At 63.0% G+C, this 15,765-nt stretch carries 15 protein-coding genes; 7 read left to right on the forward strand and 8 right to left on the reverse strand.

The window, feature by feature from the left end; all coding sequences use genetic code 11:
* Window positions 1–62 precede the first annotated feature (62 nt).
* Window positions 63–1,604, forward strand: a complete 1,542-nt coding sequence (locus AC3A4H_RS08930) for a sulfatase-like hydrolase/transferase (RefSeq protein ID WP_487766385.1) — start codon at window positions 63–65, stop codon at window positions 1,602–1,604.
* A 144-nt stretch (window positions 1,605–1,748) separates the two neighbouring features.
* Window positions 1,749–2,105, forward strand: coding sequence for a DUF1428 domain-containing protein (locus AC3A4H_RS08935; RefSeq protein WP_348777588.1), 357 nt, complete (start codon window positions 1,749–1,751; stop codon window positions 2,103–2,105).
* A gap of 77 nt (window positions 2,106–2,182) precedes the next feature.
* Here the strand turns inward: AC3A4H_RS08935 and AC3A4H_RS08940 are convergent, their stop codons facing one another.
* Window positions 2,183–2,386, reverse strand: a complete 204-nt coding sequence (locus AC3A4H_RS08940) for a dodecin family protein (protein ID WP_487766386.1) — start codon at window positions 2,384–2,386, stop codon at window positions 2,183–2,185.
* A 142-nt stretch (window positions 2,387–2,528) separates the two neighbouring features.
* A complete protein-coding gene (gene uvrB, locus AC3A4H_RS08945; RefSeq protein ID WP_487766387.1) occupies window positions 2,529–5,480 on the reverse strand; it encodes an excinuclease ABC subunit UvrB in 2,952 nt (983 codons plus the stop codon).
* 212 nt (window positions 5,481–5,692) lie between these two features.
* Here uvrB and AC3A4H_RS08950 point away from each other — a divergent pair, with 212 nt between their 5' ends.
* Window positions 5,693–6,823, forward strand: coding sequence for a glycosyltransferase family 4 protein (locus AC3A4H_RS08950; protein WP_487766388.1), 1,131 nt, complete (start codon window positions 5,693–5,695; stop codon window positions 6,821–6,823).
* Between the two features lie 59 nt (window positions 6,824–6,882).
* On the opposite strand, the gene AC3A4H_RS08955 is transcribed toward AC3A4H_RS08950, so the two are convergent.
* Window positions 6,883–7,368, reverse strand: coding sequence for a SemiSWEET family sugar transporter (locus tag AC3A4H_RS08955; protein WP_487766389.1), 486 nt, complete (start codon window positions 7,366–7,368; stop codon window positions 6,883–6,885).
* A gap of 211 nt (window positions 7,369–7,579) precedes the next feature.
* Between AC3A4H_RS08955 and AC3A4H_RS08960 the strand changes: the two genes are divergently transcribed.
* Together AC3A4H_RS08960 and AC3A4H_RS08965 are read left to right on the forward strand one after the other, a co-directional pair.
* A complete protein-coding gene (locus AC3A4H_RS08960) occupies window positions 7,580–7,831 on the forward strand; it encodes a DUF1344 domain-containing protein (protein WP_348777583.1) in 252 nt (83 codons plus the stop codon).
* A 189-nt stretch (window positions 7,832–8,020) separates the two neighbouring features.
* Window positions 8,021–8,260 (forward strand): hypothetical protein, encoded by a 240-nt coding sequence (locus tag AC3A4H_RS08965; RefSeq protein ID WP_348777582.1) that lies wholly within the window; start codon window positions 8,021–8,023, stop codon window positions 8,258–8,260.
* Between the two features lie 96 nt (window positions 8,261–8,356).
* Here the strand turns inward: AC3A4H_RS08965 and AC3A4H_RS08970 are convergent, their stop codons facing one another.
* Window positions 8,357–9,574, reverse strand: a complete 1,218-nt coding sequence (locus AC3A4H_RS08970) for a mandelate racemase/muconate lactonizing enzyme family protein (protein WP_487766390.1) — start codon at window positions 9,572–9,574, stop codon at window positions 8,357–8,359.
* Entirely contained in the window at window positions 9,571–11,187 is a 1,617-nt protein-coding gene (locus AC3A4H_RS08975) for a GMC family oxidoreductase (protein WP_487766391.1), read from the reverse strand. The genes AC3A4H_RS08970 and AC3A4H_RS08975 overlap by 4 nt, the downstream gene beginning before the upstream one ends.
* Window positions 11,188–11,379: 192 nt before the next feature.
* On the opposite strand from AC3A4H_RS08975, the gene AC3A4H_RS08980 reads away from it, so the two are divergent.
* Window positions 11,380–11,772 (forward strand): acyl-CoA thioesterase, encoded by a 393-nt coding sequence (locus tag AC3A4H_RS08980; RefSeq protein WP_487766392.1) that lies wholly within the window; start codon window positions 11,380–11,382, stop codon window positions 11,770–11,772.
* A 21-nt stretch (window positions 11,773–11,793) separates the two neighbouring features.
* Here AC3A4H_RS08980 and AC3A4H_RS08985 read toward each other — a convergent pair whose 3' ends face one another.
* Entirely contained in the window at window positions 11,794–12,195 is a 402-nt protein-coding gene (locus AC3A4H_RS08985) for a winged helix-turn-helix transcriptional regulator (protein WP_487766393.1), read from the reverse strand.
* 89 nt (window positions 12,196–12,284) lie between these two features.
* On the opposite strand from AC3A4H_RS08985, the gene AC3A4H_RS08990 reads away from it, so the two are divergent.
* A complete protein-coding gene (locus tag AC3A4H_RS08990; RefSeq protein ID WP_487766394.1) occupies window positions 12,285–12,884 on the forward strand; it encodes an NADPH-dependent FMN reductase in 600 nt (199 codons plus the stop codon).
* A 489-nt stretch (window positions 12,885–13,373) separates the two neighbouring features.
* Here AC3A4H_RS08990 and AC3A4H_RS08995 read toward each other — a convergent pair whose 3' ends face one another.
* Both AC3A4H_RS08995 and AC3A4H_RS09000 read right to left on the reverse strand, forming a co-directional pair.
* Window positions 13,374–14,663, reverse strand: a complete 1,290-nt coding sequence (locus tag AC3A4H_RS08995) for a hemolysin family protein (protein WP_487766395.1) — start codon at window positions 14,661–14,663, stop codon at window positions 13,374–13,376.
* A 101-nt stretch (window positions 14,664–14,764) separates the two neighbouring features.
* A complete protein-coding gene (locus AC3A4H_RS09000) occupies window positions 14,765–15,760 on the reverse strand; it encodes an extensin-like domain-containing protein (protein WP_487766396.1) in 996 nt (331 codons plus the stop codon).
* Window positions 15,761–15,765: the final 5 nt, after the last annotated feature.

Consider the following 15,765-nt stretch of genomic DNA (forward strand, 5'->3'; position numbering starts at 1 on the left):
ATGTCGATCCCGGGCAGATGTGGGAGCAGGGTGTTCGCTCCTTGCCCATTGCGGGTCATAAAATGATCAGAACCAAGCGCGTTGTTCTGTTTCTTTTCCTGATGTCGTTTTTCTATCCGATAAGGATGATCTTCGACTTGCACGGGCGTCAAAGGATTATCTACATCCTGTCAGCGCTATGCGCCGCGCTGTTGTTCAAGCTCTATGACGACAAGGACACTTCAAGGAAATCTCTGTTTCTGTGGAGCTTGATCCCGGTCATATTCCTGTCTGTCTATGTTTTTGTCTTTGCCGTGTTCGGCAGCTTCGATTTCGGTGCGGTCGTCTACCACTTGCAGTCCGGCATGCGCGGCGGGCACCCGGACATTCGCAGCACGAAGATACTGTATATCGCGCTCTCCCTTGGCGGGTTCATTTTCTCGCTGCTCTATCTCAAGCGCCGTGACAGGCGTTTCCACTATGTGGATATCAGCCTCGCTTTGGCCTTGCTGGCTGCAAATCCCATCTTCTGGACCGCTGCCGATTTCTATTTGAGCCCGCCAGATCCAGCGCTGACCAATTTTTATACCGCTCCTCCAAAGCACTTCCCCGATGGGCTGAAAACGAAAAACATCGTCATCATCTACGCCGAAAGCGAGGAGCGGACGTTTGCCGAGATCAGCCGGGGTCCCGAGACTTTCGCGGAAATGCTGGAAGTGGCGGCCACCGGCATCGAGGTTCAGGGAATACGCCAGGTGACGAACACCGGCTGGACCATGGGCGGTTTCATTTCTTCGCAGTGCGGTGTGCCGCTTCAGCCGCGCGGCTTGTTCAGCGAGAACAATTTTTCGAAGCAGCCGAGTTTCTTCAGCGGCATTGACTGCCTGAGCGACGTTCTGAGTGCGAACGGCTATCACACAGAGTTCATGTATGGCGGCGAAGGCTCATTCGCTGGCATGGCCCTGTTCCTGAACGGCCACAATTACAGCTTCCGCAGCGGTTTGCCGGATTATCGCGAAATCGCAGGCGACTACGTCAATACATGGGGGCTCTACGACGACACGTTGTTCGAGCTCGCGGAGAAACGCATTGAAGCGCTGCAGGACCAGAACAAGCCCTTCGCGTTTTCCATCGCCACGATCGGCGGGCACGCACCCAAGGGCCATGTAACGCGGACTTGCCGGCAGAATCTTGAGCAAGGCGAACTGAGCGAAATGCAGTTCGCCATCAAGTGCACCGGTTATCATATCAAGACTTTTCTGGCTCACCTAGCGCAGAGGGGCCTTCTGGAAAACACCATCGTCGCCATTCAAAGCGACCATCTCATCATGGAAAACGAACATTCCCGCGAACTGAACCGCAAGCGGCGGATGAACTATTTCAGCATGTCGGGCGATGGCATTGCCCCTGCCGTGATCAATCGAGAGGCGGCAATGTTCGATGTGTTCCCGACACTGCTGCAGGCGCTGGGAATGGAACTGCCCGGGGGACGCGCGGGAATAGGTGTTTCCTTGTTTGCCAAGGAACCGAATCTCGTCGAGACTTATGGGGAGCACAAGCTGAGCGGAATGCTTCGCCGCGACTGGATGCTCAGCCGCAAATTGTGGGGCGACCCGGAGAGCTAGTGCAGGAACGCGCGCGATGAAGCGGCGCAGCATTCTCGCAGACTGCAGTTCCGGGGTCGGGGAGAAGAAAAATGCGACGCGCTGTCGGATAGCGCACAGCCGGCGCGTCCTTGCCAGGTAGTAACCCATGAGAGGAGAACCGGAATGTCCTATGTCGACGGCTTCGTAGTTGCGGTCCCCCGGCAGAAAATCGAATCCTACAAGGAACTGGCCCGGAAGGCCGGCGAGATCTGGAAGGAATATGGAGCGCTCGCCTATGTGGAGTGCATCGGCGACGATGTGCCCTATGGCGAGTTGACCTCGTTTCCGCGGGCCGTGCAGGCCAAGGAAGACGAGGTGGTGGTCTTTTCCTGGATCGTCTACGCCTCGCGCGCGGACCGCGATGCCATCAACGCAAAGGTCATGGCTGACCCGCGGCTGGAGCGCGAGATGAATTCCATACCGTTCGACGGCAAGCGCATGATCTATGGCGGGTTCGAAGCCTTCATGGGGCTGGACTAGCGCGCGCTTCCCATTCTGCCGCCGGCTCCAGTCCTGCGGGAGCCGGCGCGGGGCTGCGCGGGTGCCGGCAGGCGCCCTCAGTCCTCCAGGACGAAAGTGATTTTCAGGTTGACGCGGTATTGCGTGATCTTCCCGCCGCTGACCGTCACCTGCTGCTCCTTCACCCAGGCGCCGGCTATGTTCTTCAACGTCTTGCTGGCGCGTTCTATGCCCAACTGAACGGCGTCTTCGAAACTCCTGTCGGACGAGGCGCTGATTTCAGTGATCTTGGCGACAGTCATGGCATCCTCCCTGATCTTTGATGCGCGGGCCGAGCCCGCGCAGGAGGAAGCTAGGGCGTCCCCGGCCGATGTCATCGGCCGGCGGTCCTGTCGAGCGGGATTTGTGGGGTCGCGCGGGAGGCGGGGCAAGCGCCCCGCCCGATCAATGCCCCGGCCTGCCGGTCTTGCCCGGACGCCGCTTGGCGGCGCGCTCGTCGGCCGGGTCTTCATAGGAACCCACGCCGATCTTGGCGCGCTTGATCGGCTTGGTGCCTTCCACCGGCTGCTCCGTGCGGCGCACGGTCATCTCGTCCAGGCTGTTCTTGCGGAACAGGGATTTCGTGCTCTTGCCCTGATCGTCCGGCAGGCCATAGTCGGCACCGTGGGCTTCCTGCGCCGACTGCTTCTTGAACAGCGAGCGCGAAACCGCGCCGGCCGGCTTGGCCATGTCGGTGCCGGGACCCATGTCGTCGATATGCGGCTTCTGGAACAGCGACTTGCCGCCGGTGTCGTCGACTGCCCGGTGCTTGGCGATGCCCTTGTTGTGCTTGCCCTTTTCGCGGCCGGAGACCGGGCTTTCCATGTCGGCATATTTGGCCAGCGGGTCGTCCGAGACGGAAAGTTCCAGCTCGCGCAGGCGCTTGATCTCGTCGCGCAGGCGCGCGGCGCGCTCGAAGTCGAGATCGGCCGCGGCGTCGCGCATCTGCTTGTCCAGCGCCTCCAGATGCGCCTTGAGATTGTTGCCGACCATGTTGCCATCGGCAGCGAAGTCGGAAATGTCGGCGCGGACATGGTCCTTCTCGTAGACCGACTCAAGGATGTCGGCGATGCGCGACTTGACGCTTTCGGGGGTGATGCCGTTGGCCTCGTTCCACGCCATTTGCTTTTCGCGGCGGCGCGTAGTCTCGGCCATGGCCCGTTCCATCGAGCCGGTGATGTTATCGGCGTAGAGGATGACCTTGCCGTCGACGTTGCGCGCGGCGCGGCCGATGGTCTGGATGAGCGACGTTTCCGAACGCAGGAAACCTTCCTTGTCGGCATCGAGGATGGCGACGAAGCCGCACTCGGGAATGTCGAGGCCTTCGCGCAGCAGGTTGATGCCGACCAGCACGTCGAACGCGCCGAGGCGCAGGTCGCGCAGGATCTCGATGCGCTCGAGCGTGTCGATGTCGGAGTGCATGTAGCGCACGCGAACGCCGTTCTCGTGCAGGTACTCGGTCAGGTCCTCCGCCATGCGCTTGGTCAGCACGGTGACGAGCGTGCGATAGCCCTTGGCCGTGGTTTCGCGGATCTCGCCCAGCACGTCGTCGACCTGACTCTTGGCCGGGCGCACCTCGACCGGCGGGTCGATGAGGCCGGTCGGGCGGATGACCTGCTCGGCGAAGACGCCGCCGGCTTCCTCCATCTCCCAGCCGCCGGGCGTGGCCGATACGGCGACGGTGAGCGGGCGCATGGCGTCCCACTCCTCGAAGCGCAGCGGGCGGTTGTCCATGCATGAGGGGAGACGAAAACCGTATTCGGCCAGCGTCGCCTTGCGGCGGAAGTCGCCGCGATACATGCCGCCGATCTGCGGCACGGTAACGTGGCTTTCGTCGATGAAGACCAGCGCGTTATCGGGAATGTATTCGAACAGCGTCGGCGGCGGCTCGCCCGGGGCGCGGCCGGTGAGATAGCGCGAATAGTTCTCGATGCCGGCGCAGGAGCCTGTCGCTTCCAGCATTTCGAGGTCGAAGCGGGTGCGCTGCTCAAGCCGCTGCGCCTCCAGCAGGCGGCCGGCCTTTTCCAACTCCGCGAGGCGATGCTGCAGCTCTTCCTTGATCGACTTGATCGCCTGGTTCAGCGTCGGTCGCGGCGTCACATAGTGCGAATTCGCGTAGATCTTCACGCTCTTCAGGTCACCGGTCTTCTGGCCGGTCAGCGGGTCGAACTCGGTGATCTGCTCGATCTCGTCGCCGAACATGGAGATGCGCCAGGCCGAATCCTCAAGGTGGGCCGGGAAGATCTCGATCGTGTCGCCGCGCACCCGGAACGAGCCGCGCACGAAGTTGATGTCCTGCCGCTTGTATTGCTGGGCCACAAGGTCGGCGAGCAACTGGCGCTGGTCGAGCCGGTCGCCCACCTGCATCTGGAAGGTCATGGCCGTATAGGTCTCGACCGAGCCGATACCGTAGATGCACGACACCGAGGCGACGATGATGACGTCGTCGCGTTCCAGCAGCGAGCGGGTGGCCGAGTGGCGCATGCGGTCGATCTGCTCGTTGATCGACGACTCCTTCTCGATGAAGGTATCGGTGCGCGGCACATAGGCTTCCGGCTGGTAGTAGTCGTAGTAGGAGACGAAATACTCCACCGCATTGTCGGGGAAGAATTTCTTGAACTCGGCGTAGAGCTGCGCGGCCAGCGTCTTGTTGGGCGCGAGGATGAGGGCAGGGCGCTGGGTCTCCTCGATCACCTTGGCCATGGTGAAGGTCTTGCCCGAACCGGTGACGCCGAGCAGAACCTGCGTGCGCTCGCTCTGGCCTACGCCCTCGACGAGGTCCTTGATCGCGGTCGGCTGGTCGCCGGCAGGTTCGAAATCCGAAACCATCTTGATGGCGACGCCGCCTTCGGACTTTTCCGGTCGCTCGGGCCGGTGAGGCACCCAGGCCTTGCCATTCTTGTGCAGCGGGTTGCCGCTCTCGATCAGTGCCGAAAGCGCCGCCACGGTGGCGGTGACGCCGGCCGGCGCGAGGGTTTCTGCCTCTTCAAGGCTGATGTCCATGCCGGCGACCGGGTTGAGGCCGGCGGCGGCCCGCTCCTTGGCGGTGGCGGCACCGCCCATTGAAGTGCCGCGCGCCGTTCGCGCGGGCGCCGCGGAGCGCTCGGGCACCTTCTTCGCGGCCTTGGGCTTGGTCTTCTCTGCTTCCCTGGAAATCTCCTCGGCCCAATCCGCGATGGAGCCGCTCAGGGGCGTGCCTGATAGCTCAGGCTGCGGGGCTTCGCCAAAACCCTTGCGCTCGAGGGGCTCGGCTGCGTCGAGGAAATCGGTCAGCGCGCTTCGGCGGGCGCCCTTCGCAGGGCGATCGTCGCGGCTCGCCGGCGGGCGCGGAGATTTTTTTTCGGGGGATTTGGCCATGACCGGGAATATGGTAGGAGTTCGAAAAAATGAAAAGAGCAAGCAGGACAAAAGACCGCTTGGACTATAGCTGCTGACAGGGCGGTGTCAGGAAAGCAGGACCAAGCTCGCAGATCATCGACTCTACGTGCTTACGCCAATGGATCGGAGCTCCGTAGGGAGCGCTGCACTCCGTGGCAACGCCTGCAAACCCTGAACCGGTCCGAAAATTCATGAAGATTGCCCATCTTATGAGCCATCCGGCGCTGAACGGCGTGGCAACCAGCACGAAGATGCTGATCGATCAGCAGCTTCGGGCAGGGTATGAGGTCATGCTGGTTTGCCCGCGCAATTCCTGGATCGCGAAGCAAAGCTTTGCCGGTCGGCTGACAATGATGGCGAGCACCTTCAAGACCCTTCCGGCCGATCTGCGCAATACGGGCTATCCGATACGCGATTGGGGCCGCACGCTCGTGCATGCGCATGGCAGCAGGGCCAACAAGATGGCCATGATCTTCACGCTGTCGGACGGCGCGCCGCTGGTGATGACTGCGCATGCGCGCCAGTTCCAGATTCCATGGCGGTTTGCCCACGCGGTTGTCGGGCTTTCGCGACAGACGGCCGACTATTACACGCGCCGGCTGCTGGTTTCTCCACGCCGCATGCATATCGTGCCCAACATGTTCGATATCGGCGCGCTTCAGCCGGTTACGGCGGACGCGAGGGTCGAAGCACGCCAGAAGCTCGGCATTCGTCGCGAGGCCTTGGTTCTGGGCAGCGTCGGGACAGTCGGTGCGCGCAAGCGGCAGGTGGACATGCTGCGCGTCCTCAAGCGCATGGTCGCTTCAGGCGTCGACGCGGAACTGCTGCTGATCGGAGGGCTGGACGAAGGCGATGTCATGCCCGGGTGGCGCGAAGCCATGGACGATCCTGCCGTGAGCGGGCGCGTGCACCTCGCCGGCCAGCGCACGGACGCTGTCGCACTTGTGCCCGCCATGGACATTTTTCTTTGCACATCGGTTCGCGAGGAAGCCCCGATCGCGCCCCTTGAAGCCATGGCACAGGCGATTCCGGTGGTTTCCACCGATGTCGGCAACATGGTGGATCTGTTGCCTTCAGAGCGCGTCCGCCCGATCGGCGACGTAGAGGGTATCGCTCGGGCCGTGGAGCCGCTTGCCGGGAACGACGGGCTGCGCGTGCGCGAGGGGCTGCGCGACCGGCAGACGGTGGCCGAGAAGCTCGCGCCTTCCTCCATCCTGCCGCAGATCGAGGGCATCTACCGCGCTGCGCTCGGCCGGGCGCGTGATCGCGGCTGGAAGCATTTCAAGAATCCCGCCGATCGGTGGCGACCCGAGGGGGAATAGCCGCCGGCAAGGGCGTTTACCGGTCAGCCTGGAGACGAGCGCTGACGTGGGGCGATCGTTCACCCATAACGCCATTTCAGGCCGAGTATGGTGGCGATGAACAGGAACGTCACCACGTTGGACAGTATCACCGGCCATGAGCCGATGAACACGCCGTACACGACCCATAGAACGACGCCAGCAGCCAGCGCGCCGGTGGTGGCCCATGAAATGTCGGTGGCTTGCCTGTCGCGGAGGATTTTCGAGATCTGCGGCAGCCAGGCGAAAGTGGTTATGGTTGCGGCGACCGAACCGACGAGTTCGATGGAAGGAAACAAGGCAAGGGCTTTCGAAACAGGAGAGGATTGCAGGATCCATTGCAGAAAGCCTGATTCGTGTGAAGTTATGATGAGGGGCGGCGCTCCAGCCGGACGAAACTGCGGTAACCTGTTTTCCGCCGCCCGCGTGATCGGCGCCTCTTCCAAATTCGGCGCAGGAATGGCTGTAACACGGCAGCGGCCTTTTTCGCCCAACCCCAGGGTTTTGAAGGGGGTGGCTTGAAACATTTCCCATCATGGAGTGGCAGCGAAGCGGGCGACAGGGCTCGCGTGCTGCCAAATGTGACCTAAATAAGCCGCTGTTTTCGTTTGGAAAATTCACTTTTCGTGATTTGCGGTTCTCGGTCCGGGTGGCCTATCTCTGGGATGTCCGGTGCTTGAGCCGTCTTCCACGAAGCGGGCTGCAGCGCCGGGCGAAAACCAGAACGGAGTATTTGTCATGAAGAAGATTCTTGTAGCCGCCGTCGCTTCTCTGGCCTTCATGGGTGCCGCCTATGCCGGAACCGTCGAAGGAGTGGTGCAGTCGGTCGACACGACGACAAAGACGATCACGCTCGAGGACGGCACGCAGGTCGTCGCCGGTGCGGACATGGCCGCAGAATCCCTCGACGCACTGAAAGCCGGCACCAAGGTCAAGGTGACGCTCGACGAAGGCTCGACCAACGCCACGGCTGTGGAAGTGGTGGAGTAACCTCCTCCGCTCTGACTGGGGATATCGGGCCGGCCCTTCGAGGGCCGGCCCTTTTTGCGTCTGGTAACATCTGGGCGATCCCCGCCGATTGCGGAGCAACCCATTCGGCTGTGGCGCGTTACCGGCTGGTCGTGCGCCCGGATGCGCCGATCTCGGCGCACTTCCGGCGCAAAAACGGGAGAAGACCTCATGAAGACCATCCTCGGAACCATGCTCGTGTCGATGTTGATTGTGGCGCCGGCGCTTGCTGGCGAAATGCAAGGCAAGATCAAATCGATCGACATGAAGAAGCACATGATCATGATGGACGACGGCATGTCGGTCACCGCGAAGCCCAATGTGAAGCTCAACCAGCTCAAGGCCGGCGAGCGGGTCAAGATCACGACCGACAGTGACCAGATGGCAACTTCGATTGAGAAGATGCAATAACCTCGCTGCAGACTTCAAAGGCCGGCCTGTATCTCAGGCCGGCCTTTGTGTGGCATTTCGCGTGCCTTCAGCGCTGATGCGCTGCACCTTTCCGCCTCAGGGAAACAGCGGCTCCTGCGCCATTTGAAGGTGCAGTTCCGCGCCGGTCCAGGGATGCGCCTCGCACACCGCCTCGTTGAGCTCGACGCCTAGGCCGGGCTCCTTTGATGGAATGACCTTGCCGTCTTGCCACTCGATCTTCTTCTTCAACAACTTCTCGTGGAAACCGTCCCACTGCTTGAGCGATTCCAGGATGAGGAAGTTGGGCAGCGTTGCTGCAAGCTGGATGTTGGCCGCGCCGACGATCGGCCCGCAATAGCAGTGCGGCGCGACCTGGATGTGGTAGGCCTCGGCCATGGCCGCGATCTTCTTGGTTTCGAGAATGCCGCCGGAGCGGCCGAGATCCGGCTGCAGGATGGTGGCGGCGCGGTTTTCGATGACCCGGGCGAATTCCCACTTGGTCGTCAGCCGCTCGCCCGTGGCGATGGGAATCGAGGTGCCGCGCGCAACCTGGGCCATCACCTCCGGCATGTCCGGCGGCACCGGCTCCTCGAACCAGAGCGGGTCATAGGGCTCTATGGCCTTTGCAATGCGCAGCGCGCCGGAGGCGGTGAACTGGCCGTGCGTGCCGAACAGAATGTCGGCGCGGTTGCCGACCGCCTCGCGGACCGCCCTCAGCATGCGCGCCGAGAGATCGACGTCGCAGAGGCGCGGCTGGTGGCCGTCGAAGGCCGTGTAGGGCCCTGCCGGGTCGAGCTTCACCGCATTGAAACCCTGCTCGACATAGGCGAGCGCGCATTCGGCGGCGAGGTCGGGATCGTTATAGACATTCTTGTTCGGGTTTTCGACCTCGGCCGGCACCACGCTGCCGGCGGTGGGGTAGAGATAGGTGTAGGAGCGCAGCGTCTCATGCACCTGGCCGCCCAGCAGCTTGTAGACAGGCTTGCCCGCCTCCTTGCCGATGATGTCCCAGCAGGCGATTTCCAACGCCGAAAAGCAGCCCATGACGGAAATGTCCGGCCGCTGCGAGAAGCCTGACGAATAGGCGCGGCGGAAGAAGGTTTCGATGTCGTGCGGATCGCGGCCGACCAGATAGCGCTCGGCGAGGTCCTCGATCATGCGGGCGGTGACATGCGGGCCGAAGGTGGCGTTGTAGGCCTCGCCATAGCCGACCACGTTGCTATCGGTCGTGAGCTTGACGAAGATGAAGTAGCGGCCGCCGATGCCCGGAGGAGGGTTGCCGACGACGAAGGTTTTTACGTCGGTGATCTTCATGCGTGATCCTCCAAAATCATCTCCGCACCCTTCCAGCCGGTCATGATGGACGCTGCGTTGGTGTTGCCGCTGATGTTGTCGGGGAAGATCGAGGCGTCGACGATGCGCAGACCGCCAAGGCCGTGTACCCGAAGGCGGGGATCGACCACGGACTGCGGGGCATCCGGCCCCATGCGGCAGGTCGAGACGGGGTGATAGACCGTGCCGCTGCGCTTGCGGAAATCGGCGATCAGCTCGTCGTCGCTTTCGCATTTCGGGCCGGGCAGCACTTCTTCCTCAATGACCTCTGCCATCGCCGGCATTGAAGCGATCTTGCGCACGAATTTTACCGCCGCGAGCATTTCGGCGACGTCCGTCTCGGTGGAATAGCCGTTGGGCACGATCTTCGGATAGTCGAGCGGGTTTTTGGAGCGGATCGTGATCGAGCCGCGGCTCGACGGCCGGCAGTTCGACAGGCCGATGGAAAAGCCCGGCCAGGGATCGGGCGTCAGGATGGGGCGCTCGCCGGGCTTGGGCAGCACGGTCGAAAATGCCTGGAAATAGAGTTGCATGTTGGGGCGCGGCTGCGCCGGATCTGTGCGGAAGAAGCCGCCGCCCTGGTTCATGCTCATCGACAGCGGGCCGGTTTGCAGCAGCAGATATTGCATGCCGACCAGCATCTTGCCCCACCACGGGCGCAGGGTCTGGTTCAGCGTCGGCAGCCGGCCCTTATAGGTGTAGTTGATGCCGAGATGGTCCTGCAGGTTGGCCCCGACATGGGCATTGGCGTGCACCACCGGGATGCCGAGGTTTTTCAAGAGATCGGCCGGGCCGACGCCGGAAAGCTGCAAGAGTTGCGGCGTGTTGACCGAGCCGGCGCACAGCACCACTTCGCGGCTGGCGCGCGCGGTAACCGTGCGGCCGTTCTTCAGATATTCGATGCCGACGGCGCGCGTGCCCTCGAACAATATCTTCGTCGCCAGCGCGTTGGTGACGACGCGGACATTGGCGCGTTTCATCGCTGGCCGCAGGAAGGCGCGGGCGGCGGACCAGCGGCGGCCGTTTTTCGTGTTGATCTGATAGACGCCTACGCCTTCTTGGGCGGCGCCGTTGAAATCCTGATTGAGGGGGAGCCCGGCCTGCTGCCCGGCTTGTAGGAAGCGGTGGGTGAGGGGATGCACGCGCCTGCGATTGTCGGTCACATGGACGGGGCCGCCGCGCCCGCGCCATTCGTCGGCGCCGGCCTGGTTGTCCTCGATGGCCTTGAAGATCGGCAGAACGTCGTCAAAACCCCAGCCCGGATTGCCGGCTGCCGCCCAACCGTCAAAGTCCTCGCGCTGACCGCGGATCCAGACCATGGCGTTGATGGAACTGGAGCCGCCGAGCAGTTTTCCGCGCGGCCAGTGGTCGGCGTTGTTGCCGAGGCCCGGGTCGGGCTCGGTCTTGTAATTCCAGTTCACCGCCGGGTCGAAGAAGGTCTTGCCGTAGCCCAGCGGCATCTGCACGAAGAAGCGGCGATCTGTGCCGCCGGCCTCCAGCACCAGCACCGAGAAGCGCCCGCTGGCCGACAGTTTTTCCGCTACCACAGAGCCTGCGGAGCCGGAGCCGACGACAATGAAATCATAGTCTTGCATGGGAAACGAAAGACCGTCCGCGAACTGGCTGAAGTATCGATTCAAGCCTAGACCCCGTTTCACCGCCTCGGCCTATGGGCGACCGGCATGGCCTGTGAAAAAAGCGACGGGTGAAAATGTCGGTCGTGCCCAAAACTTGCCCTACGCGGCTGCAACTGCCATCCATGCAGGAGACGTTTTCGGAGATTCCAGATGCCCCATTACGCAGACGGCCAGCCGACGGGCGAGCTTACCTTGCGCACGCTGGCGATGCCGGCCGATGCCAACGCCGCCGGCGACATTTTTGGCGGCTGGGTGATGGCGCAGATGGACCTTGCCTGCGGCATCCGCGCCGCCGAGCGCGCCAAGGGCCGCGTGGTGACGGCGGCAGTGAAGGAAATGTCCTTCGCCAAGCCGATGAAGATCGGCGACACGCTGTGTATCTACACCCATGTCACGCGCGTCGGCCGCACCTCGATGACGCTGAAGGTCGAGGCCTGGGCGCAGCGTTATCTCAGCGACCTGATGGAGCGGGTGACGGACGCCGATTTCGTCATGGTGGCGCTGGACAGCGAGGGAAGGCCGAAGCCGGTGCCGGTGGAGTGACGCGCCGCTGCGACGAGATCGCTAACCCACTCGGCTAACGTGCTTCGGCGCCTGCTCGGCACAGGCCAGGTCGAACCTCATCCGCGCGTCGTTGATGCGATCGGTGTTCTTGCGCGCCCATTCGGCCAGCGCGTTGACGGGCACCAGAAGCTCGCGGCCCAGGTCGGTCAGCTCATAGTCGACTCGCGGCGGGGTGGTGGGCAAGACGGTGCGGGTGACGAAGCCGTCGCGTTGCAGCCCGCGCAGGGTCGTGGTCAGCATCTTCTGCGAAATCCCGCCGATGATGTGGCGCAGCTCGTTGAAGCGCATGGGGCCGTCGCCCAGCCGGCTGACGACCAGCACCGTCCATTTGTCGCCCACGCGCTGCAGGATATCGCTGACGGCCCTGCAATCCTCGCTGCGATGCTGGTGCCTCGGTTTCAAAAAAGTGCCTCCTTGTGCACCTGAAAGATGGTTTCCTATATAGTTCTAGTATCCATTGGATACCAGATTTCAAAAGGAGAGAATTACAAATGCCAAAGCCTAAGATCGGTATTGTCGTGGGCTCGACGCGCGCCGCGCGCTTTGCCGACAAGCCAACCGAATGGATCGTCAGTCTGGCCAAGGCGCGCGGCGATGTCGAGGTCGAAGTTGTCGACCTGCGTGACTATCCGATGCCATTTTTCGATGAGGCGGTTTCGCCGGCCTGGGGCCCCTCGCAGAGCGAAGTCGCTCGCAAGTTCCAGGAGAAGGTCGCTTCGCTCGACGGCTTCATCTTCACCGCGGCCGAATACAACCACGGCCCGACTGCCGTGCTGAAGAACGCGCTGGATTACGCCTACAGCGAATGGAACAAGAAGCCGGCCGGTTTCATCGGCTATGGCGGGGTGGGTGGTGCGCGTGCCGTGGAGCAGTTGCGCATGCATGCGGTGGAACTGCAGATGGCGCCGACCAAGGCCGCCGTTCACATTGTCTGGGGCGACTTCCTCGCCATTCGCGAAGGCAAGAAGATCGAGGAGTTCGATCACCTGAACCAGGCCGGCAAGGCCCTGCTGGACGAGACGATCTGGTGGGCCAAGGCGCTCAAGGCTGCGCGCGATGCCGATGCGGCTGCCGCCAGCAAGGCTGCCTGAGCAGCAAGAACACTTCCTCCCAGGGACGGGCAGGGCGGCAGCGATGCCGCCCTTTTTGTCGGTTCGCTCTCGGCCATCGTGAATGGCGTCCTGAAACCAGCGTTCCTGTTGGAGTGCATTTTGCGGTGCCTGCACCGTTGTCGATTTCACCGGTGGTGAGGCATGGATTCCCGACACTCTCCGCTCGTTTCACTCGCTCACGAGGTCGGGAATGACGGCTGCACCGGGGCTGTCAACGGTACTTCGACGTTGGTGATTTGCAGAGGCAATCCGTACACGCCGTCATTCCCGACCTCGTGAGCGAACGCAGTGAGCGGAGAGTGTCGGGAATCCATGCCTCGACCGGGCGGCAGCCAGATGCGGTTCAGAACGACATCCCCGTCGGGCGATCAGGTTGGGAAACAACCCGTCGGGCTGCATTCCCACCGTGATTCAAGCCGATCCCGCAACTGGCTAATTCACCACGCGAAATTCACCTTCAAGCGGCGCTCATGCGCCCGCCAGCTTGGCCGCCAGAACCTTGTCGATGCGGCGGCCGTCGAGGTCGACGACCTCGAAGCGCCAGCCCTGCGCGTCGACGCATTCGCCCGTGGTCGGCAGGTGGTGCATATGCGCCAGCACATAGCCGGCTACGGTTTCATAGTCGCGATGCTCGGGCAGCTCGATGCCGAGATGATCGGCCATTTCATCCGCCGGCATGAAGCCGGCCAGAAGCCACGAGCCGTCCTCGCGCTGAACGGGGGCAAAATCGTCCTCGTCGGCATCTGCGCGGAACACGCCGGTGATGGCTTCCAGGATGTCGGCCGGGGTGACCACGCCCTCGAAGTGCCCGTATTCGTCGTGCACCAGCGCCATCGGCACGTCGGATTGCTTGAGGATGGCCATGACGTCGAGCGCGTCGGCCTGGTCGTGGACGATCGGGGCGGTGCGCACATGCTTGGCAGGGTCGAATGGCTGGCCGGCCAGGATCGTAGCCAGGATTTCGCGCGTCTGCACCACACCCACCATGGCGTCAACGCTGCCCTCGCCGGCAGGGAGACGGGAATGGTAGGTCTCTATCAGCATCTTGCGGATCGCGGCTTCGTCGGAGTGAAGGTTTAGCCAGTCGACTTCAGTGCGCGGGGTCATCAATACGCGCACGGCGCGGTCGCCGAGCCGCATCACGCCGGCGATCATGCGGCGCTCGTCGGACTCGATGGTGCCATGATGCTCGGCCTCGGCAACCAGCATCTTGATTTCTTCGTCGGTGACCTTTTCCTCGCTGGTGCCACGCTGGCCCAGAAGCCACAGCACGGCGCGCCCGGAAACGTCGAGCAGCCAGACCAGCGGCGCGCCGATCATCGCCAGAACGCTCATCATGGGCGCGACGCGCGCAGCCACTGTCTCCGGGTTGCGCAGCGCGATCTGCTTGGGCACGAGCTCGCCGATGATGAGCGAGGCAAAGGTGATGACCGCCACGACGACGCCCACGCCGACCGTATTGGCAACGCCTGCCGATACGCCGCTTTCCAGGAGGAACTGGCTGAGGCGCTGGCCGAGCGTGGCGCCGGAAAAGGCGCCGGACAGGATGCCGACCAGCGTGATGCCGAACTGCACCGTCGAGAGAAAGCGGCCGGGATTGGAGCCGAGTTCCAGCGCGTGCCCGGCACCCTTCACGCTGCGGTCGATCATCGCCTTGAGGCGGGCCGGCCGCGACGAGACGATAGCCAGTTCCGACATGGCCAGAAGGCCGTTCACGCAGATGAGGACAAGAACTATCGCAAGTTCGACGTATAGCATCGCCGCTCCATAGCACCACGTCGGGCTAATCGGAAATAGGGCGGCTGCGTTATTTTGCGCCGGGGGCGCGGCTGGCCTTGTTGAACCTGCTGCCCAGATTGCTAGCGGCAGGCGACATAGCCATTCCGGCGCGGCTTGATGTCGAAATGAAAATGGTTGCGGTGGTCGTAATTGTATCCCGGTCCCAGCACGGTCGTGAAATAATCGCAGCCATCAGCGCGCACGGTGTTGAGAAAGCCCTTTTCGCGGAATGCGAACCAGCCCGGCTTGCGCACGTCGATGTCGCGCCCGTTGCCGAGTTCTATGCGCATGACATCGAGGGCATTGCCCCTGGAATGCTCCGATGGCGTGGTGGTACGCGCGATGCGCCGGCAGGAATAGCTCGAGCCCTGATGGATGGTCTTCACGCCCGACCAGTATCGCCAGCGTGCGGCTGGCACCAGTTCGTTGCGGGTCCAGCGCGAGAAGCTTGCAGCCATGCGGCAGCTCAGCGTCGCGGCGGGCTTCATCTGCACGCTGCCTATGGCCGAGACCTGCACCGGATAGTCCACCCGGCAGGCGCCGCCGTCGTTGATCGGGGCGAGGTCGCGAAAGGTCACGCCGAGCCGCTTCAGGTCGTTGCGGCAGGCGACTTCATCAGCCGGCAAGGCAGTGCCGGGCTTCAATGGCGTATCGAGCCGCGGATAAGCGACCATCATCGGGTTGGAGGGCACCAGCGTTTGCAGGCCGGTCGTGGACGGTCGCGCGACGGGCACGCGCGGAACGGCGGCGGCAAGCGTCACGGACGATTGATCCGGGGGCGGGGCGGGCTCGAACGGCTGTTGCGCCGAGACCTCGCCGAGCTCCTCGTCTTCGATGTCCGGCATGGCAAAGGTTGGCTCGGGGGAGTTCGGGATTGGATCCGGCCGAGCGACATTGGCCATGGGCAGCGCGGCGGTTTGCATCCCGACATCGACTTCCGGGCGCAGCGTCATCACGCCGTCGGTGCTGCATGAGGCGACTGCGGCGACAACCATCGCGGCCGAGGCGGTCGCCAGGGCGCGTGCGACGCCGAGCCGCCGCGCGCCTTTGCGCCAAGCTCGAAATTTGCGGGCCATCGACT

This window comes from Pseudaminobacter sp. Soil_N_29 (assembly GCF_057656055.1).